Annotated in this window: 26 protein-coding genes; 10 read left to right on the forward strand and 16 right to left on the reverse strand. The window is 53.4% G+C overall.

Annotated features, from left to right (window positions below; genetic code table 11):
* Window positions 1-32: 32 nt before the first annotated feature.
* Window positions 33-674 carry a protein-L-isoaspartate(D-aspartate) O-methyltransferase gene (locus BM025_RS08685; RefSeq protein ID WP_085849265.1) on the reverse strand — a complete coding sequence of 214 codons (642 nt, stop codon included), beginning with the start codon at window positions 672-674 and terminating at the stop codon, window positions 33-35.
* Window positions 671-1,453, reverse strand: a complete 783-nt coding sequence (gene surE / locus BM025_RS08690; protein WP_085849264.1) for a 5'/3'-nucleotidase SurE — start codon at window positions 1,451-1,453, stop codon at window positions 671-673. Before surE ends, BM025_RS08685 begins: the two co-directional genes overlap by 4 nt.
* A 121-nt stretch (window positions 1,454-1,574) precedes the next feature.
* Here surE and BM025_RS08695 point away from each other — a divergent pair, with 121 nt between their 5' ends.
* Window positions 1,575-1,970 (forward strand): VOC family protein, encoded by a 396-nt coding sequence (locus BM025_RS08695; protein WP_090875308.1) that lies wholly within the window; start codon window positions 1,575-1,577, stop codon window positions 1,968-1,970.
* 52 nt (window positions 1,971-2,022) lie between these two features.
* Here BM025_RS08695 and BM025_RS08700 read toward each other — a convergent pair whose 3' ends face one another.
* From BM025_RS08700 to pyrC, 12 genes are all read right to left on the reverse strand, one after another.
* Window positions 2,023-2,691, reverse strand: a complete 669-nt coding sequence (locus BM025_RS08700) for an SDR family NAD(P)-dependent oxidoreductase (RefSeq protein ID WP_085849262.1) — start codon at window positions 2,689-2,691, stop codon at window positions 2,023-2,025.
* A gap of 47 nt (window positions 2,692-2,738) precedes the next feature.
* The gene (locus tag BM025_RS08705; RefSeq protein WP_085849261.1) at window positions 2,739-3,248 is read right to left on the reverse strand and encodes a DUF2199 domain-containing protein; all 510 of its coding nucleotides are present in this window, start codon (window positions 3,246-3,248) and stop codon (window positions 2,739-2,741) included.
* 100 nt (window positions 3,249-3,348) lie between these two features.
* The gene (gene purF, locus BM025_RS08710) at window positions 3,349-4,818 is read right to left on the reverse strand and encodes an amidophosphoribosyltransferase (RefSeq protein WP_085849260.1); all 1,470 of its coding nucleotides are present in this window, start codon (window positions 4,816-4,818) and stop codon (window positions 3,349-3,351) included.
* 245 nt (window positions 4,819-5,063) lie between these two features.
* Window positions 5,064-5,618, reverse strand: a complete 555-nt coding sequence (locus BM025_RS08715; RefSeq protein ID WP_085849259.1) for a CvpA family protein — start codon at window positions 5,616-5,618, stop codon at window positions 5,064-5,066.
* A gap of 177 nt (window positions 5,619-5,795) precedes the next feature.
* Entirely contained in the window at window positions 5,796-7,166 is a 1,371-nt protein-coding gene (radA, locus tag BM025_RS08720) for a DNA repair protein RadA (protein WP_085849258.1), read from the reverse strand.
* A gap of 71 nt (window positions 7,167-7,237) precedes the next feature.
* Window positions 7,238-7,678, reverse strand: coding sequence for a paraquat-inducible protein A (locus BM025_RS08725; RefSeq protein ID WP_085849257.1), 441 nt, complete (start codon window positions 7,676-7,678; stop codon window positions 7,238-7,240).
* A 70-nt stretch (window positions 7,679-7,748) separates the two neighbouring features.
* On the reverse strand, window positions 7,749-8,498 hold the full coding sequence (locus tag BM025_RS08730) for an ABC transporter ATP-binding protein (RefSeq protein ID WP_085849256.1): 750 nt from the start codon (window positions 8,496-8,498) through the stop codon (window positions 7,749-7,751).
* Window positions 8,495-9,286 carry an MlaE family ABC transporter permease gene (locus tag BM025_RS08735; protein ID WP_085849255.1) on the reverse strand — a complete coding sequence of 264 codons (792 nt, stop codon included), beginning with the start codon at window positions 9,284-9,286 and terminating at the stop codon, window positions 8,495-8,497. The genes BM025_RS08730 and BM025_RS08735 overlap by 4 nt, the downstream gene beginning before the upstream one ends.
* Complete coding sequence (alr, locus tag BM025_RS08740; protein ID WP_085849254.1) at window positions 9,283-10,323, reverse strand: alanine racemase; 1,041 nt, start codon at window positions 10,321-10,323, stop codon at window positions 9,283-9,285. Before alr ends, BM025_RS08735 begins: the two co-directional genes overlap by 4 nt.
* 78 nt (window positions 10,324-10,401) lie before the next feature.
* Complete coding sequence (locus tag BM025_RS08745) at window positions 10,402-11,937, reverse strand: replicative DNA helicase (protein WP_085849445.1); 1,536 nt, start codon at window positions 11,935-11,937, stop codon at window positions 10,402-10,404.
* A 305-nt stretch (window positions 11,938-12,242) separates the two neighbouring features.
* On the reverse strand, window positions 12,243-12,923 hold the full coding sequence (locus BM025_RS08750; RefSeq protein ID WP_085849253.1) for an orotate phosphoribosyltransferase: 681 nt from the start codon (window positions 12,921-12,923) through the stop codon (window positions 12,243-12,245).
* Window positions 12,924-12,951: 28 nt separating this feature from the next.
* Complete coding sequence (gene pyrC / locus BM025_RS08755; RefSeq protein ID WP_085849252.1) at window positions 12,952-13,992, reverse strand: dihydroorotase; 1,041 nt, start codon at window positions 13,990-13,992, stop codon at window positions 12,952-12,954.
* A 171-nt stretch (window positions 13,993-14,163) separates the two neighbouring features.
* Here pyrC and BM025_RS08760 point away from each other — a divergent pair, with 171 nt between their 5' ends.
* From BM025_RS08760 to BM025_RS08785, 6 genes are read left to right on the forward strand one after another with little or no spacing between them, the layout of a single operon-like run.
* On the forward strand, window positions 14,164-14,988 hold the full coding sequence (locus BM025_RS08760; protein WP_090875311.1) for an urease accessory protein UreD: 825 nt from the start codon (window positions 14,164-14,166) through the stop codon (window positions 14,986-14,988).
* Between the two features lie 9 nt (window positions 14,989-14,997).
* The gene (locus BM025_RS08765) at window positions 14,998-15,300 is read left to right on the forward strand and encodes an urease subunit gamma (protein ID WP_085849251.1); all 303 of its coding nucleotides are present in this window, start codon (window positions 14,998-15,000) and stop codon (window positions 15,298-15,300) included.
* Between the two features lie 9 nt (window positions 15,301-15,309).
* Window positions 15,310-15,615 carry an urease subunit beta gene (locus tag BM025_RS08770; protein WP_085849250.1) on the forward strand — a complete coding sequence of 102 codons (306 nt, stop codon included), beginning with the start codon at window positions 15,310-15,312 and terminating at the stop codon, window positions 15,613-15,615.
* Window positions 15,615-15,998: a lysozyme inhibitor LprI family protein gene (locus tag BM025_RS08775; protein ID WP_085849249.1), complete on the forward strand. Its 384-nt coding sequence runs from the start codon at window positions 15,615-15,617 to the stop codon at window positions 15,996-15,998. Before BM025_RS08770 ends, BM025_RS08775 begins: the two co-directional genes overlap by 1 nt.
* 14 nt (window positions 15,999-16,012) lie before the next feature.
* Complete coding sequence (gene ureC / locus BM025_RS08780; protein ID WP_085849248.1) at window positions 16,013-17,725, forward strand: urease subunit alpha; 1,713 nt, start codon at window positions 16,013-16,015, stop codon at window positions 17,723-17,725.
* 35 nt (window positions 17,726-17,760) lie between these two features.
* The gene (locus BM025_RS08785) at window positions 17,761-18,045 is read left to right on the forward strand and encodes a hypothetical protein (RefSeq protein WP_139204556.1); all 285 of its coding nucleotides are present in this window, start codon (window positions 17,761-17,763) and stop codon (window positions 18,043-18,045) included.
* Window positions 18,046-18,200: 155 nt separating this feature from the next.
* On the opposite strand, the gene BM025_RS08790 is transcribed toward BM025_RS08785, so the two are convergent.
* Both BM025_RS08790 and BM025_RS08795 read right to left on the reverse strand, forming a co-directional pair.
* A complete protein-coding gene (locus tag BM025_RS08790; protein ID WP_085849246.1) occupies window positions 18,201-18,518 on the reverse strand; it encodes a hypothetical protein in 318 nt (105 codons plus the stop codon).
* A gap of 75 nt (window positions 18,519-18,593) precedes the next feature.
* Window positions 18,594-19,562 (reverse strand): hypothetical protein, encoded by a 969-nt coding sequence (locus tag BM025_RS08795; protein WP_139204557.1) that lies wholly within the window; start codon window positions 19,560-19,562, stop codon window positions 18,594-18,596.
* Window positions 19,563-19,636: 74 nt separating this feature from the next.
* Between BM025_RS08795 and BM025_RS08800 the strand changes: the two genes are divergently transcribed.
* The 3 genes from BM025_RS08800 to ureG are packed head-to-tail and all read left to right on the forward strand — an operon-like array spanning window position 19,637 to window position 21,483.
* Window positions 19,637-20,185 carry an urease accessory protein UreE gene (locus BM025_RS08800; protein WP_085849244.1) on the forward strand — a complete coding sequence of 183 codons (549 nt, stop codon included), beginning with the start codon at window positions 19,637-19,639 and terminating at the stop codon, window positions 20,183-20,185.
* Window positions 20,088-20,828 carry an urease accessory protein UreF gene (locus tag BM025_RS08805; RefSeq protein WP_244515567.1) on the forward strand — a complete coding sequence of 247 codons (741 nt, stop codon included), beginning with the start codon at window positions 20,088-20,090 and terminating at the stop codon, window positions 20,826-20,828. The genes BM025_RS08800 and BM025_RS08805 overlap by 98 nt, the downstream gene beginning before the upstream one ends.
* Before the next feature lie 37 nt (window positions 20,829-20,865).
* Window positions 20,866-21,483, forward strand: a complete 618-nt coding sequence (ureG, locus tag BM025_RS08810) for an urease accessory protein UreG (RefSeq protein WP_085849242.1) — start codon at window positions 20,866-20,868, stop codon at window positions 21,481-21,483.
* Window positions 21,484-21,495: the final 12 nt, after the last annotated feature.

Here is a 21,495-nt window from a genome sequence, read left to right on the forward strand (position 1 = left end):
TGTTTGCCCCAAAATTGGCCCAACATGGGCGGTTACTCCTGACCTATCCCCTCAAGCAGGGGCACAAAACGCACAGAGCGCAGTTCTTCGTAGTCAAAGCCTTTTTCGAGGCGTGTGACCTTAATCAGACTTTGCACAGTATCAGACTGGCCGACTGGCACGACCATGATACCGCCAACACGCAGCTGCGCCAAGAGGGGGCCTGGTGGGTCCTCTGCAGCGGCAGTCACGATGATGCGATCAAAGGGCGCTTGATCGGGTAAACCGTGGCTGCCATCAGCGGCAAATGCGGTGATGTTGACGATGCCCAAGGTATCAAACACCTCTTGAGCTTCGCGCACCAATCGTGAAAATCGGTCTACCGTGTAGACACGTCGCGCCAGTTGACTGAGCACTGCGGCCTGATAGCCCGACCCAGTGCCGACTTCCAAAACCTTGTCGCGCGGCTGCACGTTCAACGCTTGGGTCATGAGGCCCACAACTGAAGGCTGGGATATCGTTTGGCCGCAGGCAATCGGCAAGGGCATGTCTTCGTAGGCGCGCTTCGCAAAAAGGCCCCGCACAAATGCCCCGCGATCGATTTTTTCCATCGCGGTCATCGTGCGGCTGTCCGTTACGCCCTTAGAGCGCAACGTGTACAAAAACTGCATTTTGCGTTCTGCGGCTGAGGTCATTTCAGCGCGGCCTCAATATCAGCAAGTACATCATATGCTGTTAGATCGGCGCGCATCGGGGTCACTGAAATTTGACCCGCAAGATTGGCGGTTACATCTGTGCCCGCGCCTGTATCAACGGATTGCTGTGAGCCTGTGACCCATAAAAAACGCCGTCCAGAGGGAGACATTTGTGCTTCAACCCCAAATCCTGACCCTTTTCGGCGACCTTGACGGGTCACTGTGATGCCGCCTGTTTTGTTAGCAGATATGGGCGGGAAATTGATGTTGTAGAACAGGTTGTAATCTGTTCCATCCCAAGGCGCATCGGCCAAGAGTTTGCGCACAACGGCTGCGCCATGCTGTGCGGCACTTTCAAACGGGTCATTTAGCTCGGCATTCTCTGGCCCAAAAAATTGGCTCATCGCGATGGCTTTGACACCTTGCAAGGCCGCCTCCATAGCGCCGCCGATTGTGCCCGAATACATAACATTTTCGCCAGCGTTGTTGCCACGATTTACACCGGACAAAACCAAATCAGGCCGCTCAGGCATAACATCAAAAAGGGCGGCCAAAACGCAATCTGCGGGGGATCCTTCGGCTGCCCAACGGCGGGGGGCCAATTCGGAAATCATCGTCGGGTGGGCATACGAAATGCAATGGCCAACACCGGATTGTTCAAAGGCAGGGGCAACGACCCAGACTTCGCCATCTGGACCTGCTATGTCGCGTGCTATGGCCTCAAGTGTGACCAGTCCCGGCGCGTTGATGCCGTCGTCATTGGTAATGAGAATGCGCATAAATGTGCTGCCTTTTGCCTCTGTGTTGTCTCATCCTTAAAGCAGGTGACGAATCACAGCAAGACGGGGTTGCAGCCTTTCAGGGCTTGCGTGCATTCTATTCTGGAAAATGGAGGAATTTATGCCGAAACCTATTTTAGATGCGGTGGCTGTGAGTGCTCATGATATGTCTCGCGCCAAAATGTTTTACACGTTGCTTGGATTTGAATTTGACGGTGGCTTTGAGAGCGAAGACCATGTCGAACCTGTGCGTCGCGCGGGCGAGCCACGGTTGATGATCGATAGGGCGACGTTGATGGAAAAGCTCATCGGTGAAATGCCACGCGCGCCGAACCATTCGGTGTTTGCGATGTTGTGTGACAGCCCTGCCGAAGTGGATGCCTATACAGCGAAAATCAAAGCGGCAGGGTTTGCGGTTTTGACAGAGCCGTGGGACGCCTTTTGGGGGCAGCGTTATGCGACTGTGGCCGATGCCGATGGATACCGCATTGATCTGTTTGCCCCGCTTGCGGGGTGACGGGCGAGATAGTGATGCGCGTCATAAGACCCGGGCGGAGCAGGGACCGACCTTAGATCAGGCCGATCTCTTTCAAAATGCGCGGAGCTTCATCACGGGGGTGGACCAATGCCTCTTTGCCTTCGCCGGGGTGGAATCTGGCGCGTGTGCCAGTGGGCATCGGATTGGGCTGCACGATATGCACGCGGGGCGCTTTGTCTGAGTTTGCGGTTTCCGCCTGCCAACTGCGCGCCATTGCGATTTGCGCAGCTTTTGATGCGCCGTATGCGCCAAAGAATTTCTCGCCTGCATGCGGATCATCAAAAAACAACACGTCAGAGCGGCGCGGCCCCATGTTCAAAAGCGGTCCGATCAGAGGAATAAGTTTGCCCGTCGCAGTGATATTGGTGCCTATGGTGCGATCCAAATCTTTGGGGTCCAAATGATCGGCCGGTGACAAAAGCTGTGCGTAAATCGCGGTATGCGCCCAGAGGTCCAAATACCCCCAGCGATCATAAATGCCGCGACACAAATGCGCCATCGCATCGGGGTTGGTGACATCCATCGGGGCTAGTGTCGCATCGCCACCTTTGGCTTTGATGCGGTCATCCAACTCTTCGAGCGCGCCTGTGGTCTTGGCCACAGCGACGATGTGATACTCAGGGGCAAGGGCTTCGGCCAAATGAAAGCCAAGGCCGCGCGAGGCGCCTGTGATCAGGGCAATTTTTGTTTTCTCGGTCATGGGGCAGATGTGCTTTCAAATGCGTGCGCGGTCAAGAGGGCAAGCTCTCAGGACTTAGATAAATCGTCGCGACTTAATGTCCCTGTAGCCTCGTAAAGGTCAATCAAATCGTCAAGCGATATGTCCGTTGCGCCCTGTGCAAGTGTGGCTGTTGGACGTGTTGATGTGTCATTGAACTCAAGTGACACTTTCGCCCCTAAGTTGGCTAAAGGACCAAGATCAGATGACAATTTCCCATCAAACGGTGCAGGGGACGCTGCGCCATCGAATGTCTCGATATAGGCGTAGAACCCCTCGTTTGGCACTTTGACCCAAAGGGCAAACACCACATGCTCGTCAGAGCCGCGAATGGGCAAGGCAAGTGTGGCGCAGATAAAGCGGTCTTCACCAAAACGACACAGTTCTGACGCCAATTGATCATCGCCAAGTTTGACAAAAGGCTGATCGCCACGTTCGCCGTGGGGCCAAGCGCTGGGGTGGTCAAAGCCAATATCCATCACGCCGCCCATATCTTGTAAGGCACGCCAACGCGGATCGAGGTCTAGGATTGATGTCATGATCTGGCCTTTAAACTGAGGGTCTTTGATCTTGTCCCATAAAAGAACCGCCGCATCAAATCAATGACGCGGCGGTTTATTCATATCGGGCAAAAAGCGCTTATTCAGCGGCTGTTTTCATCTCGAACCCTTTGGCAATCATATCGCTTGGCACGACAGGGTATTCGCCAGAGAAGCACGCGTCACAGTATTTCGGCGCATTCGCATCACGGCCCTCAGGCACGCCAGCGGCGCGGTACAGACCGTCCAGCGTGATGAATTGCAAACTGTCCACATCAAGATGGGCACACATTTCGTCGACCGTCATATTTGCAGCCAAAAGTTTGTCACGGTCTGGCGTGTCTACGCCGTAGAAACAGGGCCACATTGTGGGGGGCGAAGCGATGCGGAAATGCACTTCGGCCGCGCCAGCATCCAGCAACATGTCTTTGATTTTTTGCGATGTGGTGCCGCGTACAACTGAATCGTCGACCAAAATGATGCGTTTACCACGGATCAGCGCACGATTGACGTTGAGTTTCAGGCGCACACCCATATTGCGGATTTGCTCTGATGGCTCGATAAACGTGCGGCCCATATATTGATTGCGGATGATGCCCATGCCGTATGGAATACCGGATTCATGCGAAAATCCAATCGCAGCAGGGGTGCCGGAATCTGGTACAGGGCAGACAAGATCAGCATCCACAGGGGCTTCACGCGCCAGTTCCACACCGATTTGACGGCGTGTTTCATACACAGAACGCCCGCCCAATATACTGTCAGGGCGTGAAAAATAGACGTGTTCAAAGATGCAAAAGCGTGATGCCGTGCGTTCAAACGGGTGGAAACTTTCCACAACACCGTTCGAGATCACAACCATTTCACCGGGTTCAATTTCACGTACAAACTCGGCACCGATGATATCAAGCGCACAGGTCTCGGAAGACAGAGCATAGCCTTTTTCGCCGACTTTGCCTAAAACAAGTGGCCGTACGCCGCGTGGGTCACGCACACCAATCAATTTGGTGCGGGTCATTGCGACAACAGAAAACGCCCCTTCGACACGGCGTAGGGCATCTTTCATCCGCTCAGGAATGTTGCGCTGCAACGAGCGTGCCATCAGGTGAATGATACATTCAGAATCTGACGAAGACTGGAAAATCGAGCCGCGATCAATCAGTTCGCGTTTGAGCGCTTCTGCATTGGTGATATTGCCGTTGTGGGCGATGGCGGCGCCCCCCATGGAAAACTCACCAAAGAAAGGCTGCACATCACGGATGGCTGTGGCGCCTTTTGAACCAGCAGTGGAGTAGCGCACGTGGCCAATGCCAACTTCGCCAGGAAGCGTTTCCATCACTTTTTGGCTGGTAAAGTTATCGCGGACATAGCCAAAGCGGCGGGCCGAGTTGAACCCCGCTTCGGGGTCGTACGTGACGATTCCGCCAGCTTCTTGACCGCGATGCTGCAAGGCGTGCAATCCGAGTGCGATAAAGTTGGCCGCATCGGCAACGCCGACAACGCCAAACACGCCGCACTCTTCTTTTAATTTATCGTCGTCAAACGGGTTTTCAGGGGGCATCTGGCGCATGGCAACAGGCTCCGAATCCAAAGGCGTGCATTTCGTCCTTCGTTTAGTCCTTAACGAGCGCAGTGTCACGGAAGGATCACAAAAGAATTTCGACCGCTTGGTCAAAGTTGCAATCAAGCACGTTTAAGACACCGTTGCGCGCCTTGTTTGCATTAGGAATGTTGACGAAAAACCGATACGCATGAAAAAGGCGGGCTTAGCATGTCCTGCAAGCCCGCCTTTCAAAATTTTCAGTCTGCAGTAACTTATTCAGTGCAAGTGCTGACCAAGCTTTCATAGCGCGATGTGATCCAGCCCGGTGCATTCTCTGGGATGCTATCATCGAGGCGGCTTTGCGAGCGGTCAAATACTTTCACTGTGCGCGAGTCTTCGAGCACCGCAATGCGGTCACCTGTTGAAATGCGGTCCACGATCACCAAAGCGATGGCGACCAATAGGATGCCGCGGATCACGCCGAAAAAGAACCCAAGGCCTTGATCGATGCCGCCAAGCGCCGAGCGTTGCACAGCTGATGACAAAAGCGGCGTAAAGATCGACACGACAATCAACGCCAATGCAAAGACGGAAAAGAAGCCCGCGATCACGGCAAGCTCGCAGCTGTCTTCAATATAGCCCCCCAGCATTGGGATTTCTTTGACCAAGGGCACGGCGTGTGGTGCGAAAATATAGCCCAAAATGGCGGCCACGATCCAGCCTGCGATGGCCATACCTTCGCGGACAAATCCCCGCGAATAGGCCAAAAGTGCGGATACAATGATCACAAGCGCTACGATTGCGTCAACTATGGTAAAGCCTTCCATGGCGCCTCTTTTCTATTGAATCGACTCTTGCACCCGTTCAGGCACTTGGGCACGAAGAACCAATTTTTGGCGTAGGATTCAACCTATTTTCCGAATGTGATGCATAAAAAAGACCAGTATGAGCAGATAAAGCCCTATATTTTCATGAAAATTACGAAAACAGCCAAGCCAAACGCGTTACCCCGCAGCAAAGACTTCGCCAACAAAGCTGACAAGATCATCCATATATCTGATTTGCATGCCCGATCCGTCGCCCGCTTTTGACCGCGAGGGGGCAATAGCCGAAGAAAATCCAAGCTTTTGTGCCTCTTTCAATCTATTCTCGGTTTGATTGACGGGGCGCAGGCCCCCTGACAGCGACAATTCACCGAACACAACGCAGTCTTTGGGGATCGCCACGTCTTCGCGCGCAGATAGCAGCGCTGCTGCCACGGCCAAATCGGCGGCAGGTTCAGACACTTTCATGCCGCCCGCCACGTTGAGATAGACATCAAGTCCGGCAAACGGAATGCCGCACCGCGATTCCAAGACGGCCAAAATCATCGACAATCGTCCGCCATCCCAACCGACAACCGTGCGCCGCGCTTGCGCGTTGGGTGAGGGGGCGACCAGTGCTTGGAATTCGACCAACACGGGCCGCGTGCCCTCAATCCCTGCGAAAACAACAGATCCAGCGGTGGGTTTGTCGCGTTCTGACAGGAACAAAGCCGACGGGTTGGTCACTTCGCACAAGCCGTCGCCGGTCATTTCAAACACGCCGATTTCTTGCGCGGGGCCAAAACGGTTTTTCACTGCACGCAATAGGCGGAAATGATGCCCACGTTCGCCTTCGAAATACAAAACCGTATCCACCATATGTTCGACCACACGTGGGCCGGCAAGTTGACCGTCTTTGGTCACATGGCCGACGATAATCACCGCGACATTGCGCGATTTGGCAAAGGTGACGATTTCATGGGCGGCGGCGCGCACTTGGCTGACAGAGCCCGGCGCGCTTTCGACATTGTCGGCCCACATGGTTTGGATGGAATCGATGACCACCAAATCAGGTTCTTCGGCTTCAAGCGTGGTTAAAATATCGCGCAGATTGGTTTCCGCGGCAAGCTTGACAGGGGCATCCCCAAGGCCAAGCCTTTGTGCGCGCATCCGCACTTGGGCCGATGATTCTTCGCCCGAGACATAGACTGTTTTCAACCCCGCTTGGGCAAACCGCGCGGCGGCTTGTAACATCAATGTGGATTTGCCGATCCCTGGGTCACCGCCGACCAAAATCGCCGATGCAGGCACAAGGCCGCCCCCCAAAACGCGGTCCAATTCGCCCATGCCGCACACGGTGCGCGGGGGCGGTGCTTCTTTGGTGGACAGGTCCGTCAGAGGCACCTTTTTGCCGCGCATTCCGCCCAAGGTTTTCTTGGAGGGGCCTGATTTTGACAGCGGCTTTTCCTCAATAATGGTATTCCAATCGCCGCAACCATCGCAGCGCCCTGACCATTTGCTGTAAACGGCGGCGCAAGCGCTACAGGTGAAATTGTTTGAGGCTTTTGCCATGGGATGCTCCGCTTGGATCAATGGCGCATGTTCGCGCTATGTTCTTGTTTAGCGCGAAGCGTAGGGTGGGATCAACCTTGTTTTGAACTTTGGGATTGAAAGCTGAGCCCAATCGATACCAAAACGCTGGCAGTGAACACATACAGTCCCCACGCCACATCAATGCGCCCGATCCCAAGCCCTTTGGCCACAGTGATATAGATCGCAATGAGAAAAATATCCGCCATGGCAAGGCGACCAAGGTGAAACAACCAAGGTTTGGCGTGTGCAGGCAAACGCCCCGTGGCAAGTGCTTCATAGGTCAATATTTTCGCGACCGGGGCGATGATGGCGAATATAATGACGATGAGTGCTAGAAAAATGTCAGTTTGCCAAAGGCTTGCGATGCCTGACAGGATTGAAACCTCTTTCATGCCAAACAAAGGCAACACCCCTGCGCGAAACAGGGGGGCGATCCATGCGATGGGAAAAAAGATCAAAAGTGAAAGGTTCAAAAGGCGCAAAATTGTCATGAGATACAGGTGGTTTCCCTGCGCCTAAGTTTCAAGCGCCCCTGATAGGGTGCGTGTTGTGAGTGTCAGATCAGCGCAGTGTTTCAATCGGCCCTATGGACGATCCGGTGATAAACTGTTGCAGATATGGGTCATCGCCTGAATCCATCTGCGCCACGGGGCCCGTCCAGCGAATTTTCCCGCCATGTAGCATTGCAACCGTGTCCGATATTGCGCGTACTGAGGTCATGTCGTGGGTGATCGTCATGGCCGTTGCGCCCATTTCAACCACAATCTCGCGGATCAAGTCATTGATAACGCCAGCCATAATTGGATCAAGACCTGTTGTCGGCTCGTCAAAGAAAATGATTTCGGGGTCGGCTGCGATCGCACGGGCCAGACCTACACGTTTTTGCATGCCGCCTGACAGTTCTGCCGGAAACTGATCTGCCACATCGGGGGACAGGCCAACGCGGCGCAGTTTTTCGATGGCAATTTCGCGGGCTTCTGCGCGGGGGCGTTTGAGTGCGCCGCGCAGCAACCGAAAGGCTACGTTTTGCCAAACAGGAATTGAATCGAATAATGCTCCGCCTTGGAACAACATGCCAAATCGCGCTAAAAACGCATCGCGGTCTTTGGTTTTGGTGACATCTTCACCATCGACTTTGATCGTGCCAAGGTCGGGTTGGATCAGCCCCAAAACGCATTTGAGCATCACGGATTTTCCGGTGCCAGAACCGCCAATAATCACAAGGCTTTCGCCGCGTGGAATGTTCAGATCGACACCGCGCAGGATCTGTTTGGACCCAAAGGATTTATGGACATTTGAAAGCTCAATCATATCGCAAAAAACGCCTGTGTCAGAAGGAAATTCGCCGCCAAAATCAGCACCGCTGCGGCCACAACCGAAGACTTGGTGGCGCTGCCGACGCCCTGTGCGCCGCGCTCTGATTGCATGCCGTAGTAGCAGCCCATGACCGTGGCGATGAAACCAAACACGGCACCTTTGGCTAAAGATGAAATCACATCAATTGGCTCTAGAAAGTTCACTGTGTTTTGCAAATAAGTTGCGGCGTTAAAGCCCAAGGACTGTGTCGATACCAACCAGCCACCATAGATGCCGATGATGTCGCCGATGCCCACCAAAAGCGGCACAGTCAATAGCCCCGCCAACACGCGCGGTACGGTGAGGTATTTCATCGGATGGGTCGACAGCGTGACCAATGCATCGATTTGTTCGGTCACTTTCATCGTCGCAATTTCGGCCGCGACCGAGGCTGTGACCCTTGCGGCAATCATCAAGCCAACCAGCACAGGGCCAAGTTCGCGCACCATGCCGATGGCGACAATTTGTGGCACAACGGCTTCGGCCGAAAACCGTGATCCGCCGGAATAAATCTGCAATGCCAAAGCGCCGCCAGTGAAAAACGCGGTCAACCCCACGACTGGCAAAGACAAATAGCCAATATGTAGCAAAGCTTGCATAAATTCACGGGTGTAAAACGGTGGTGTCACCATATGGCGCAGCGTTGACAGCGCAAATAATGTCAAACGTCCCATGCCTGCTAAAGCCCCAAGCACTGTTGCGCCAAGCGCCGCCAGCGGACGTGTGATCAGGGACGTGTTCATGTGCGGTACCGACGATTGTATCTGCGACCAAGGGATGTCAAAATTTCATAGCCGATTGTACCACCGATTTCTGCCAAATCATCAACAGTTTGATGGGCGCACAGCAAATCAAGCGACCGTGGCGTTTGGTCAAGATGGGTGACATCGACGGTGATCAAATCCATAGACACACGTCCGATCAGCGGGCAAGGCGTATCGCCATCAAACAAAACTGATTTGTTTGAAATCTGCCGCGTGATCCCGTCAGCATAGCCCGCAGACACGGTGGCCACACGAGAAGGGACCTCGGCGGTCCATGTGTTGCCATAGCCCACAGTTTCACCCGCGGGAACATCGCGGATTTGAATGACCGGACATTCCACACGCACCACAGGGGCAGCGTCTTCAAATGGCAAGCCGCCATAAAGCCCGATACCCGGGCGTGTCAGATCAAAGTGATAGTCTGGCCCAAGCAAAATGCCACCTGTCGCAGACAAAGCGCGCGGCACGTCTAGCCCGTCGGTCATTTTGTGGAATTCGGCAAGTTGTTGAGCATTCATCGGATGATCTGGCTCATCTGCACAGGCCAAATGCGACATGATCAGCACAGGGTTTGCAGCCATCACCAAGTCGCGCACCGCGTCCCATTCGTTGGCTTCCAAGCCAAGGCGGTTCATGCCTGTGTCAAGCTGCACCCCAAACGGGTGTTTGGGCAGCAATTCGAAATGCCGGGTAATTTGATCGAGTGAATTGAGCATGGGGATCAATTGCATATCGGCAATCATGTCGGTGTCGCCGGCCATATGACCGCTGAACACGCAGACGCGCGGTGATGGCCCCACAGCGTTGCGCACGTCAATGCCTTCTTCTGCGGCGGCAACAAAAAATGTCTTAGCGCCCGCACGCGCCAAAGCCCGTGCTGCTTTGCCCGCGCCCGTGCCATAACCGTCTGCTTTGACCACAGCAGCGGTTTCCACGTTCGCGGCTGATTTCGCGTCAAGCACGCGCCAATTTTGCGCCAGAGCGCCAAGATCGATATGAAGTGTTGAACTGCCCATAAACGTGTTTTGACGGGCGCAGAGATTGGACGCAAGCCCAAATTCCGTGCCGCCAGTGCTCCTTACGACAAGTGTGACTTAGTATTCTTCAGCATCTGGCAGGTGATGTTCATACGCCAGATTGCCAAATCGTGTGAATTCGGCAGTGAACGACAAGGTGACCGTGCCGATGGGACCGTGACGCTGTTTGCCCAAAATGACTTCGGCTTTAGCATGCAAACGTTCCATTTCCTCTTGCCACGCGGCGATGGCTTCGTGGTTGTGATCATCTGGTTTTTCGCGCTCTTTGTAGTATTCGCCGCGATACACGAACATCACCACATCGGCATCTTGCTCGATTGAGCCAGATTCACGCAAATCCGACAATTGCGGGCGTTTGTCATCGCGACTTTCCACCGTACGAGACAGCTGGGACAGCGCGATCACAGGGATGTTCAATTCCTTGGCGATGGCTTTGAGGCCCATCGAAATCTCGCCAATTTCCTGCACACGGTTGCCTTGGGTGCTTGGTGTGCCGCGCACCAACTGCAAATAGTCGACGATCAACACATCCAAGCCGTGTGTCCGTTTCAAACGTCGTGCGCGCGCTGCCAATTGCGAGATCGGCAAAGCTGGCGTGTCATCGATATACAAAGGACAGGTTTCTAGCGTTTTCGCGGCTTCGATCAGACGGCGAAACTCGTCTTCTTCCATGTCACCTTGGCGAATTTTATGCGATGAAATTTCCGCCGCTTCCGCCAAAATACGTGCGGCAAGCTGTTCGGCACTCATCTCGAGTGAATAAAACCCAACAACGCCGCCTTGCACCGCGCCCTCTTTGCCATCTGGCAAAGTGCCCTTTTTATAAGCCTTGGCTACGTTGTACGCGATGTTGGTCGCGAGCGACGTTTTGCCCATCGATGGCCGTCCCGCCAAGATGATCAAATCCGACTTGTGCAACCCGCCCATTTTTTTGTCCAGATCCATCAAGCCTGATGAAATCCCCGCCATACCGCCCCCGCGCTCGTAAGCTGCGTTGGCATTGAGAACGGCTTGGGTGACGGCAGACAGAAAGGATTTAAATCCAGAATCCGCTTTGCCCTGTTCAGATAAGGAATAGAGCTTTTGCTCGGCTGATACGATTTGTTCAACGGGTTCGCGACTGTCCAATCCACTGGCCGCAGCGCCTGCGATTTCATTCCCCAGCTCAATCAATTGGCGGCGAATGAACAGATCATAGATCAGCTGCGCATAGTCGCGCACGGCATAAGTCGAAATGGCTGAAGCAGCCAAGCGTGCCAAATACGCGGGTCCGCCAAGCTCTTGTAATCCTTTGTGATCTTCCATGTAGGCTTTGAGCGTCACAGGCGAGGCCAGCATGTTTTTTGCGATCCGTTCAGCCGCTTTTTCAAAGATATCGCGGTGCACCGGGTCGTAGAAATGCTCTGGCATGATGACCGATGCGATTTTGTCGTAGACATCATTATTGGTCAAAAGCGCGCCCAGCAATTGCTGTTCGGCCTCTGTGTTGTGCGGCAAAGCGCCGTCATATGATGAAATGACCGAGCCTGTTTGTGCTGTGACAGCGGTGCTTGGCGCATCTGAAGCTGGCGTAACATCTGCCGTCTCTGGCATGTCTGTATAGCCGGGATCGTCTGAGCCTTGCGTGTCATTGAGCGTGGCGATGTCGTCGTTCATCCGGTGCGGTCCTGTCTTTTGCCTGATCGTGCTTGCCTGTCGTGGCATGTTTGGTTGTTGTAACGAAACTCACGACCAAGGTTCAAACTGTATATTTCTGTGGATAACTCTAGTGCTACGATATGTAGTGAGGGAGTGGATGTATGATCAATATGTTGATCTGCGCCAGAATAAAAAATGAACGCCACCAAATTTGGCGGCGTTCATAAAATGTAGTTACTTTGGGGTAAACTGCACAGGGCTTAGCCCTTTTTATTGGCTTCCTGCCACTCACGCGGGGCGTTGAGAAATTTCTCAACTTCAGCCAAGGTGTCTGCATCAAAGGATTTTTGCAACTTTGCTTCTGCCAGAACATCCCACCACGTGCACAATGAATGCAGTTGGATCCCGTGGTCGCCGAGTGTTTTTTCTGTTTCCGAAAAAATCCCGTAGTAGAAAATCACAGCCGTATGACCACATGTCGCACCAGTGTCGCGGATCGCATCCACGAATGACAGTTTTGATCCGCCATCTGTGGTGAGATCTTCGACCAAAAGCACACGCTCGCCCTCGGTCATTTTACCCTCAATGCGTGCGTTACGCCCATAGCCTTTGGGTTTTTTGCGTACATAAGTCATTGGCAAAGCAAGACGTTCTGCAACCATCGCCGCAAATGGGATGCCAGCCGTTTCACCGCCCGCGATATTGTCAAATGCTTCAAATCCAGCGTCGCGCATCACGGTGACAGACAGAAAATCCATCAAAGTTGAACGAATACGCGGATAGGAAATCAACTTGCGGCAATCGACATAGGTTGGGCTCAGCAAACCTGAAGCCAAAGTGAATGGCTCAGCCGTATTGAAATCAACGGCTTTAATTTCAAGCAACATACGTGCCGTGAGGCGGGCGATTTCGGTTGAATCTGGAAACGTGGAAGGGATCATGGCAGTGTCCTTGGTGTCTTGTAAAAAGTTAGGCCTCGACCGACCAATGCAGCGGCATTTGCGGGTCAAATACGGTGACAGGACCGTCGGGCGTGGCGATATGTTTGGGGTATTCAACTGCCGCACCTTTGCGCAGCGTGATCGTGCCTTCATTCAATGGCAGGCCGTAATGACGTGGGCCGTTGAGCGATGTGAACGCTTCAAGATTGTCCAATTTACCTGCGCGCTCAAACACTTCCGCTAAAATTGACAGTGTGTTGGTTGCGGTAAAACACCCCGCACAGCCGCATGCGTTTTCTTTGAGGTGATCCAAATGCGGGGCAGAATCTGTGCCCAAGAAAAAGCGCTTATCGCCAGAGATCGCGGCCTCAACCAATGCCACACGATGCTCTTCGCGTTTGGCCACTGGCAGGCAATAGTAATGTGGTTTGATACCGCCAACCAAGATGTGGTTGCGGTTGATCACCAAGTGATGCGTTGTGATCGTGGCCGCCAAACCGCTGTCGGCAGAGCGCGCATAATCGACACCGTCTTTGGTGGTGATATGTTCCATCACCACTTTCAAATCGGGATTGGCGCGACGAATTGGGTCTAGAACGGTGTCAATAAATACGGCTTCGCGGTCAAAGATATCGACATCGGCTGTGGTGACTTCGCCGTGTAAACACAGTGGCAGGCCTATCTCAGCCATTTTTTCCAAAACAGCCCGCACATTGTCAAAATTGCGCACGCCCGAGTTGGAATTGGTCGTCGCCCCAGCAGGGTAAAGTTTGACCGATTTGATCAACCCGCTTGCATGCGCCGCGGCCACATCATCTGCGTCCGTATCTTCGGTCAGATACAATGTCATCAGAGGCTCAAAATCCGACCCTTTGGGTAAAGCGGCCATAATGCGATCGCGATATGCGGCGGCATCGGCACTTTTGACCACAGGGGGCACAAGATTTGGCATAATAACAGCCCGCGCAAAATGGCGCGCAGTTTCGGGCAGGACGGCTTGCATCATTGCGCCATCGCGCAAGTGCAAATGCCAGTCATCGGGGCGGCGGAGTGTGAGTGTATCGATCATGAAAACCGCATACCGCGTATTGCGTAAAAGGGCCAGTGGCTCTGCAACACATAGCGTGCCTATTTTTTGAGCGAGAGGTCAATAAATGATGCGATTGCTCATCAATTGATCGTGCCAAGGATTGAAGCTTACCCCTGCGCAGCGTTAGCGTCGCATGAAACGGAGGCTTCGATGCTAGACACGCCACACCCACAACCTTCCTCTGCGATGCAGCGCGTGCGCGGTCGTGGGCGTGTGGTGTTTGGGCCTGGTGGCTTGCGTGACTTGCATCAATCTGGCTCGGCCAAAGCGATGATGCCCAAGGTACACACCGGCATTCCCGAGGTGGTTTTTCTCAATACATCTGGGGGTCTCACGGGCGGGGATCGGCTTGAATATCATTTGCAAGCTCTAGATCACACTCATCTGATCGGTACGTCGCAAACCGCAGAGCGCGCCTATGCGTCGACAGATAATTCTATAGCTGCCGAGGTCCATGTCGATCTCAAAGTCGGGCAAAACGCCTCGCTTGAATGGTTACCACAAGAAACTATTTTGTTTGAAAAGTCCCGCTTGGCTCGCTGTACCAAAGCTGAGTTGGCTGCAAATGCGCGGTTTCTATTTGTGGAAACCTTAGTGCTGGGCCGCGCCGCTATGGGCGAGACCATCGAAACACTGCATCTGACAGATCGGCGTGAAATCACGCGGGCAGGGCGGTTGGAGTTTTTGGAACCACTTGAAATCAATGCGACCGTTTTGGCATCGCGCGCCAATGCTGTAAGCTTGGCTGGACATCGCGCCTTTGCCACAATCGGTCTGTTTGACCAAGGTGCAGAGGCACTTGCCGATGTGCTTAAGCCCTTGTCGCAAGACGGCGTTGTCGCGGGTGTGTCGGGCTGGAATGGCAAACTGATTGTTCGCGCAATGGCTGGCGATGGGTATCCACTGCGCCGTTATGTGGCACAAATTTTGACGAAACTCCGTGGCACAGCGTTGCCGCGGGTCTGGCAAGTATAAGGACCGATTATGAATCTGACGCCTCGGGAAAAAGACAAACTGCTGATTTCAGTGGCTGCCATGGTGGCGCGTGGGCGTTTAGAGCGCGGTGTGAAACTTAATCACCCCGAAGCTATCGCTTTGATCACAGACTTTGTGGTCGAGGGCGCACGCGACGGTAAAATGGTATCCGAATTGATGGAAACCGCTGCCCATGTCGTGACCAAAGATATGTGCATGGATGGCATTTCAGAGATGATTCATGACGTGCAAGTCGAAGCCACCTTTCCAGACGGGACCAAATTGGTCACCGTTCATCACCCCATTCGTTAGGAGCACGCCATGATCCCCGGAGAATATTTCATCAAAGATGGCGAGATTGAGCTGAATGCCGGCGCGCCAGTGACCACGCTTGAGGTGTCCAACACAGGTGACCGCCCTGTGCAGGTTGGCTCGCACTATCATTTCTTTGAAACCAATGAAGCGCTCTCTTTTGATCGCAGTGCCGCGCGCGGTCAACGTTTGGATATTGCCGCAGGCACAGCCGTGCGGTTTGAACCGGGCCAAACCCGCGAAGTGACGCTTGTGCCTTTGTCAGGCAAGCGTGAAGTTTACGGATTTAATGCCAAAGTGTCCGGTCCTTTGTGATGCACAGGTACGCTGTCGCCTTGGTGTTTGGTCTTTTGGGGGCAAGCCCCATTTTGGCGCAAGATGCCGTGGTTGATTGCGAAAATGCGATGACGCAAAGGGATATGAACATCTGTTCCTATGAGGATTATATGGTTGTAGATCGGGCGTTGAACGACACCTACACATGGGCTTTGGCGCGCACCGAGGACTGGGGTTCTGGCACCAAAGAAGCTTTGCGTGCCGCGCAACGTACGTGGATTGCGTACCGTGATGCGGCCTGCAATGCCGAAGGTCAGCTGCATGAGGGTGGATCAATTCGCCCTCTCATCGAGAACACGTGCAAAGCCACATTAACAACGCGCCGCACCCAAGACATGCGCGCCACTTACGAACCGTTTTAAAAGGGACCTTCACCATGCCTGCAAAAATTTCCCGCGCCACTTATGCCGATATGTTTGGGCCCACCACAGGCGATAAACTGCGCCTTGCCGATACCGATTTAATTATCGAAGTTGAGCGCGATCTCACGGGCCCTTACGGCGAAGAAGTCAAATTTGGTGGCGGTAAAGTCATTCGTGATGGCATGGGGCAATCGCAATTGTCGCGCGCCCAAGGGTCTGTTGACACGGTGATAACCAACGCTTTGATCGTTGACACAACCGGGATTTACAAAGCCGATATCGGCCTCAAAAGTGGGCGCATTGCTGGGATTGGTAAAGCGGGCAACCCCGACACCCAACCGAATGTAGACATTATTGTTGGCCCCGGAACCGAAGTGATCGCAGGCGAGGGCCGTATCATCACTGCAGGCGGTTTTGACAGTCACATTCACTTTATTTGCCCGCAACAGATTGATGATGCTCTACATTCTGGCGTAACCACGATGCTTGGCGGCGGCACTGGGCCGGCCCATGGCACGCTCGCCACCACCTGTACCCCCGGTCCGTGGCATATGGAGCGCATGATGCAAGCGTTGGACGGCGTTCCAATGAACATCGGTCTTGCGGGCAAGGGCAATGCCTCGCAACCTCAAGCTCTGGTCGAGATGATTGAGGCGGGTGCCTGCGCGATGAAGCTGCACGAAGACTGGGGCACCACGCCTGCGGCGATTGATTGCTGTCTGTCTGTCGCTGACGACATGGACGTCCAAGTGATGATCCACACCGATACGCTGAACGAATCTGGGTTTGTCGAAAACACAGTTGCGGCGATGAAGGGACGGACCATTCACGCGTTTCACACCGAGGGCGCAGGCGGCGGGCACGCGCCTGATATCATCAAAGTGGTCGGCGAAGAGCATGTGATTCCATCGTCCACCAACCCGACGCGCCCCTATACGGTGAACACGCTGGAAGAGCACCTCGACATGTTGATGGTCTGTCATCACCTCGATAAATCCATTCCCGAAGATGTGGCCTTTGCCGAAAGCCGTATTCGTAAAGAAACGATTGCAGCCGAAGACATCTTGCACGATATGGGCGCATTTTCGATCATTGCATCCGACAGTCAGGCCATGGGTCGTGTCGGCGAAGTGTTGATCCGTACATGGCAAACCGCTGATAAAATGAAGAAGCAGCGCGGGCGTTTGTCTGAAGAAACCGGCGAAAACGACAATGTAAGGGTGAAGCGCTATATTGCTAAATACACCATAAACCCATCGATTGCGCATGGGATGAGTGCAGAAATTGGATCAATCGCTGTTGGTAAACGTGCCGATTTGGTTGTCTGGTCGCCAGCATTCTTTGGTGTGAAACCTGAAATGGTGCTGTTGGGTGGGTCTATTGCTGTGGCGCAAATGGGCGATCCAAATGCGTCGATCCCCACACCACAACCCGTTTATACGCGTCCTATGTTTGGCGCTATGGGCCGCGCGGTAGAACGCTCGGCTGTGATTTTCGTCTCGCAAGCCGCACAAGCTGCGGGCGTGGCGTCCAAATATGGTCTTGCCAAATCAACACTTGCGGTAAAAAATACCCGCAACATCGGTAAATCCGACATGATCATGAACACGGCAAAGCCCAAGATTGAGGTCAATCCCGAAACGTATGAAGTGCGCGCCAACGGTGAGCTGTTGACCTGTGAACCTGCCAGCGAATTGCCCATGGCTCAGCGGTATTTCATGTTCTGATGAAAGCTTCAGATAAAATATTCACGGCGCTTGCCATGTCGCACAAAGGTGTTGATGTGACCCAAAAGGGCAAGTCTAGTGTGTTTGATCATGCAGGAAATGCGTTTGCGAAACTGGGTGACAATAGGTCTGGTTTTCTCAAGCTGGGTGTCAGCCAACATGCCGCATTTGTGGAATTGTGCGCAGCGGGTGCCGTGGTAGCAGAGCAGCAGGATGGCTGGACATACCTGCAACTCAACAGCATAGATGTTGCGCTTTTGGCGGATTACATTGGGGCTGCTTATCGTTCCGTCGCGCCGAAAACGCGGCTGTCTTTTTGACGCTGTCCGTGCGGTATGTTGTGCGCGAGGGCCAGTATGAGGCACGGTCAATGTTGTTTCAGTGCTCTCGTGTTGCTTCTTTGCCGATTATGCGGCGTGCCGCACCACGGGAAAATTGTGTTGGCTTTAAAGCGCCTTTATTGCTGATTGATCGACTACAGGCTGGATATAGACATCCGCGGTGCAGTCAACGACATCGCGTTAACCGTTTCATGCGGTTCAATACGAACCGTGGTCACGTGGCGCAAAGAATAAAACCGCGTGTCGTTCAGCATGGCATCGGGCAGTTTGGCAATGTCGAACACCTCATGGGCGGTTTGATCAACAACAACATCGCCAGAAAACCCTGTGAATGGTCCAGAGGAACGCTGCTTAATAAACCGCGCTTCCAGTGTGGTTTCCCGCGCTCGCAGTTCGGCAATTTGGCCTCGAATTTTGGCAAGCTCGTCAACATGAGAATTTGGCATATACATGATGTGGTTCCTTCTGAAACGACGTTTGATGATTTAGGAGGAGAGGCCGTAATTGGGTCGCAAAATTTCAGTTGTTCAGCCTGGAGCACCAATCACTCTACGGGTGGCAAACGCGGCTGCGTCTTGAGTCGTGTCGCCAGTTTCTATTTGTGTATCAAGCTGAGCTTGCAGTATTTCCGTGTCCAGAACCGCCTCAGTATCCATTGCCGGCTCCATCGCTATGTCGGCGGCATAAAGGGCTGCTTCAACATCTTCTTCGGTCAAATCTCCCATTGGTTGCAGGTCTGTATAGGCTGTTGCACGCAAGTCGGGTGGCGATCCGATTTCTTCGGCCGTTTCTGCAATTTGCTGCGTATCAAGAGTGGGCATATCTATCGTAGGCATCGGCGTATTTGCATCGACAATATCAAAAACAGTGTCGTTCGGGGCAACTTGCGTTGCGATATCCGGATCGCTCGGGGCTTCAATGTCAGGCTCGGTGACGACAACGTTTTCAGGCTCATTGAGTTCGCTGAAACTCTCTTCCGACAAATTAGTATTTTGCACATCAAGAGTTGGTTCTGGAACATTAGCTTGGCTCGCGGGGGCAAAACCCTCCGTGATATCCGGTTCAGCATCCATTTCCAGTACTGCAAGGGTTTCCGCAACGTCTGGTTCGACCGTTTCTTGCGCGGTGATATCGCAATGAGACAGGTCTTGCTCGACATGTTCGGTGTTTGGCGTGCTGTCCAAGCTCGTATCTTGGGCCGCAGTCCCGTTCGTCGTGTTGGTTTTGGGCCACAAGAGGACATGCGTTTTGTGAGACGCGATAAACAGGTTGGGATCGTTCAAAATTTCATCAGGGACTTGCGAGACATCCAATTGATATGTTTTGCGTATTTCGATCACGGCTATGCGTTTTTTACCCTCAAGTCGCAATGTGCCATGTTCCGTGGCCCCCGTACGAATTTCATCGCAGAGCTCGGATTCGCGCAGGCGCAGCGCAGCTATGGTTCCACGCAAGTTGGCAAGTTCGTCGATGGCGTGCAGCGGTGTGTGTGTCATCAAAATGATCTCCTTGCCCTGCATTTGGGGGCGAGTCGGTTAAAAAATTCCAAATTTCAACACAGGAACGCGATATGAGTTTGCAAAAAGCATATGAAATCGTTGCCGTAGACCGTGTTTCGGCAGGCAAGGCGCATGACACTGTTGCCATGACGTATGATCAAAGATTGTTGCGGCGTAAGAAATTAACGACTTCTCAAGGGGAGGCGTTTTATGTTGATTTGCCTAAAACCATTTCTGTCTCGGCGGGGCAGGGTTTTTTACTTAGCGATGGACGCATTGTGTGTGTTGAGGCTGCGCAGGAAGACCTGTTTGCCATCACTGGGCCAGATATGCTGCGCTATGCTTGGCATGTTGGAAACCGGCACACGCCCTGTGAATTGGCGCCTGATCAGTTGGTGATTCAGCGCGATCCTGTGCTTAAGGCTATGTTGCTTCAGCTTGGAGCTGAAGTGAAAGATATTGAAGCGCCATTCACGCCTGAGGGTGGGGCCTATGGGCATGGGCGTACGATGGGGCATGATCATGGCAGTCATGATCATGTTGATCCTGCGCTGCCTGATGATGGTCACGACCATGAACTCCACCACCACGACCACATACATGGGCATCACCATGACTAAAGCGCAGGCGTCGACCATCGACCTTTTGCGTCTCACGCAATGGCTTTCGCCGTCATTCCCGCTTGGGGCTTTTGCCTATTCGCATGCCTTAGAGTTGGTCATGTCTGACGGGGCTGTGACCGATGCAGACACGTTGGAAGACTGGCTGAAAATGACGTTACAAGTGGGCGGCGGTAAGGTGGATGCATGGCTCTTGTCGCAGGTGTTGACTGGCGCAGACGCGGATGACATGGCTCAGATGGCTGAGGCTTTGGCGGGCACGCGTGAGCGTTGGATGGAAGCTTATGATCAGGGCGCGGCTTTTGTGCGGACAGTTTTAGCAATGGGCGGAACCGATATTACGGCTTGCGCTTTGCCTGTCGCTGTTGGTCAGGCTGCGAGAGGTATGGATGTTGCGCCTGAAGCTATAATTTCACTTTATTTGCATAGCTTTACGGCGAATCTTGTAAGTGCTGCTGTAAGGTTTGTTCCTTTGGGACAAAGTGCGGGCCAAACCGTTTTAGCGCGTTTGCACCCTGTTATTGAGGCGCAGGCAGCCGCAGTACTTGAGGCGACAAATAGCACGTTGACCACAAGTGCTTTTGCCGCTGATTTAAGCGCGGCGCGGCACGAAGATATGGAGGTCCGGCTGTTCAAAAGCTGACAGGTGGCCCTATGAAATTTATACGAGGACTGTGAAAATGGCGTCGAAAAATGGCCCCCTTAGGGTGGGTATCGGTGGTCCCGTTGGGGCTGGAAAAACCACGCTGACAGGCGCTTTGGCAAAGGAGTTGTCGCAACGATATTCGGTGGCGGTGATCACCAATGATATTTACACTCGCGAGGATGCTGAGGCGTTGATGCGCCAACAAATTTTGCCACTTGAGCGTATTCGCGGCGTGGAAACGGGCGGCTGCCCGCACACAGCTATTCGCGAGGATGCGTCGATCAATCTGGCTGCTATTGCCGATTTGACCGATAAAATCCCTGACTTGGATGTGATTTTGATCGAAAGTGGCGGCGACAATTTGGCTGCAACGTTTTCGCCTGAGTTGGCGGATTTGACGCTTTATGTGATTGATACAGCGGCAGGGCAGGATATTCCGCGTAAAAAGGGACCGGGATTGACGCGGTCAGATTTGTTGATTGTCAATAAAACCGATTTGGCCCCGCATGTGGATGTCGATTTGGCGTTGCTTGAGCAAGACACGAAAGCGGCCCGTGGCGCGTTGCCCTATGTGATGGCGTCTTTGCGGGCAGGGATCGGCGTTGAGGCTATCTGTGCTTTTGTCGAAGAAGATGGTGGTCTTGGCACGTGAGACTAGGCGGGA

This window comes from Pacificibacter marinus, assembly GCF_900109555.1.
GTDB lineage: Bacteria > Pseudomonadota > Alphaproteobacteria > Rhodobacterales > Rhodobacteraceae > Celeribacter > Celeribacter marinus_C.

What these genes read in the sequence shown, in the direction of transcription:
- BM025_RS08795 (WP_139204557.1), bottom strand. Translation starts at nt 19,562, where the DNA reads ATGACACACACACCGCTGCACGCCATCGACGAACTTGCCAACTTGCGT.
- BM025_RS08790 (WP_085849246.1), bottom strand. Translation starts at nt 18,518, where the DNA reads ATGTATATGCCAAATTCTCATGTTGACGAGCTTGCCAAAATTCGAGGC.
- ureG (WP_085849242.1), top strand. Translation starts at nt 20,866, where the DNA reads ATGGCGTCGAAAAATGGCCCCCTTAGGGTGGGTATCGGTGGTCCCGTT.
- BM025_RS08715 (WP_085849259.1), bottom strand. Translation starts at nt 5,618, where the DNA reads ATGGAAGGCTTTACCATAGTTGACGCAATCGTAGCGCTTGTGATCATT.
- BM025_RS08730 (WP_085849256.1), bottom strand. Translation starts at nt 8,498, where the DNA reads ATGATTGAGCTTTCAAATGTCCATAAATCCTTTGGGTCCAAACAGATC.
- BM025_RS08700 (WP_085849262.1), bottom strand. Translation starts at nt 2,691, where the DNA reads ATGACCGAGAAAACAAAAATTGCCCTGATCACAGGCGCCTCGCGCGGC.
- BM025_RS08735 (WP_085849255.1), bottom strand. Translation starts at nt 9,286, where the DNA reads ATGAACACGTCCCTGATCACACGTCCGCTGGCGGCGCTTGGCGCAACA.
- alr (WP_085849254.1), bottom strand. Translation starts at nt 10,323, where the DNA reads ATGGGCAGTTCAACACTTCATATCGATCTTGGCGCTCTGGCGCAAAAT.
- BM025_RS08750 (WP_085849253.1), bottom strand. Translation starts at nt 12,923, where the DNA reads ATGATCCCTTCCACGTTTCCAGATTCAACCGAAATCGCCCGCCTCACG.
- BM025_RS08695 (WP_090875308.1), top strand. Translation starts at nt 1,575, where the DNA reads ATGCCGAAACCTATTTTAGATGCGGTGGCTGTGAGTGCTCATGATATG.
- BM025_RS08725 (WP_085849257.1), bottom strand. Translation starts at nt 7,678, where the DNA reads ATGACAATTTTGCGCCTTTTGAACCTTTCACTTTTGATCTTTTTTCCC.
- BM025_RS08745 (WP_085849445.1), bottom strand. Translation starts at nt 11,937, where the DNA reads ATGCCAGAGACGGCAGATGTTACGCCAGCTTCAGATGCGCCAAGCACC.
- BM025_RS08760 (WP_090875311.1), top strand. Translation starts at nt 14,164, where the DNA reads ATGCTAGACACGCCACACCCACAACCTTCCTCTGCGATGCAGCGCGTG.
- pyrC (WP_085849252.1), bottom strand. Translation starts at nt 13,992, where the DNA reads ATGATCGATACACTCACACTCCGCCGCCCCGATGACTGGCATTTGCAC.
- BM025_RS08800 (WP_085849244.1), top strand. Translation starts at nt 19,637, where the DNA reads ATGAGTTTGCAAAAAGCATATGAAATCGTTGCCGTAGACCGTGTTTCG.
- BM025_RS08785 (WP_139204556.1), top strand. Translation starts at nt 17,761, where the DNA reads ATGTCGCACAAAGGTGTTGATGTGACCCAAAAGGGCAAGTCTAGTGTG.
- BM025_RS08805 (WP_244515567.1), top strand. Translation starts at nt 20,088, where the DNA reads ATGGCAGTCATGATCATGTTGATCCTGCGCTGCCTGATGATGGTCACG.
- BM025_RS08775 (WP_085849249.1), top strand. Translation starts at nt 15,615, where the DNA reads ATGCACAGGTACGCTGTCGCCTTGGTGTTTGGTCTTTTGGGGGCAAGC.
- BM025_RS08770 (WP_085849250.1), top strand. Translation starts at nt 15,310, where the DNA reads ATGATCCCCGGAGAATATTTCATCAAAGATGGCGAGATTGAGCTGAAT.
- BM025_RS08765 (WP_085849251.1), top strand. Translation starts at nt 14,998, where the DNA reads ATGAATCTGACGCCTCGGGAAAAAGACAAACTGCTGATTTCAGTGGCT.
- ureC (WP_085849248.1), top strand. Translation starts at nt 16,013, where the DNA reads ATGCCTGCAAAAATTTCCCGCGCCACTTATGCCGATATGTTTGGGCCC.
- radA (WP_085849258.1), bottom strand. Translation starts at nt 7,166, where the DNA reads ATGGCAAAAGCCTCAAACAATTTCACCTGTAGCGCTTGCGCCGCCGTT.
- purF (WP_085849260.1), bottom strand. Translation starts at nt 4,818, where the DNA reads ATGCGCCAGATGCCCCCTGAAAACCCGTTTGACGACGATAAATTAAAA.
- surE (WP_085849264.1), bottom strand. Translation starts at nt 1,453, where the DNA reads ATGCGCATTCTCATTACCAATGACGACGGCATCAACGCGCCGGGACTG.
- BM025_RS08705 (WP_085849261.1), bottom strand. Translation starts at nt 3,248, where the DNA reads ATGACATCAATCCTAGACCTCGATCCGCGTTGGCGTGCCTTACAAGAT.
- BM025_RS08685 (WP_085849265.1), bottom strand. Translation starts at nt 674, where the DNA reads ATGACCTCAGCCGCAGAACGCAAAATGCAGTTTTTGTACACGTTGCGC.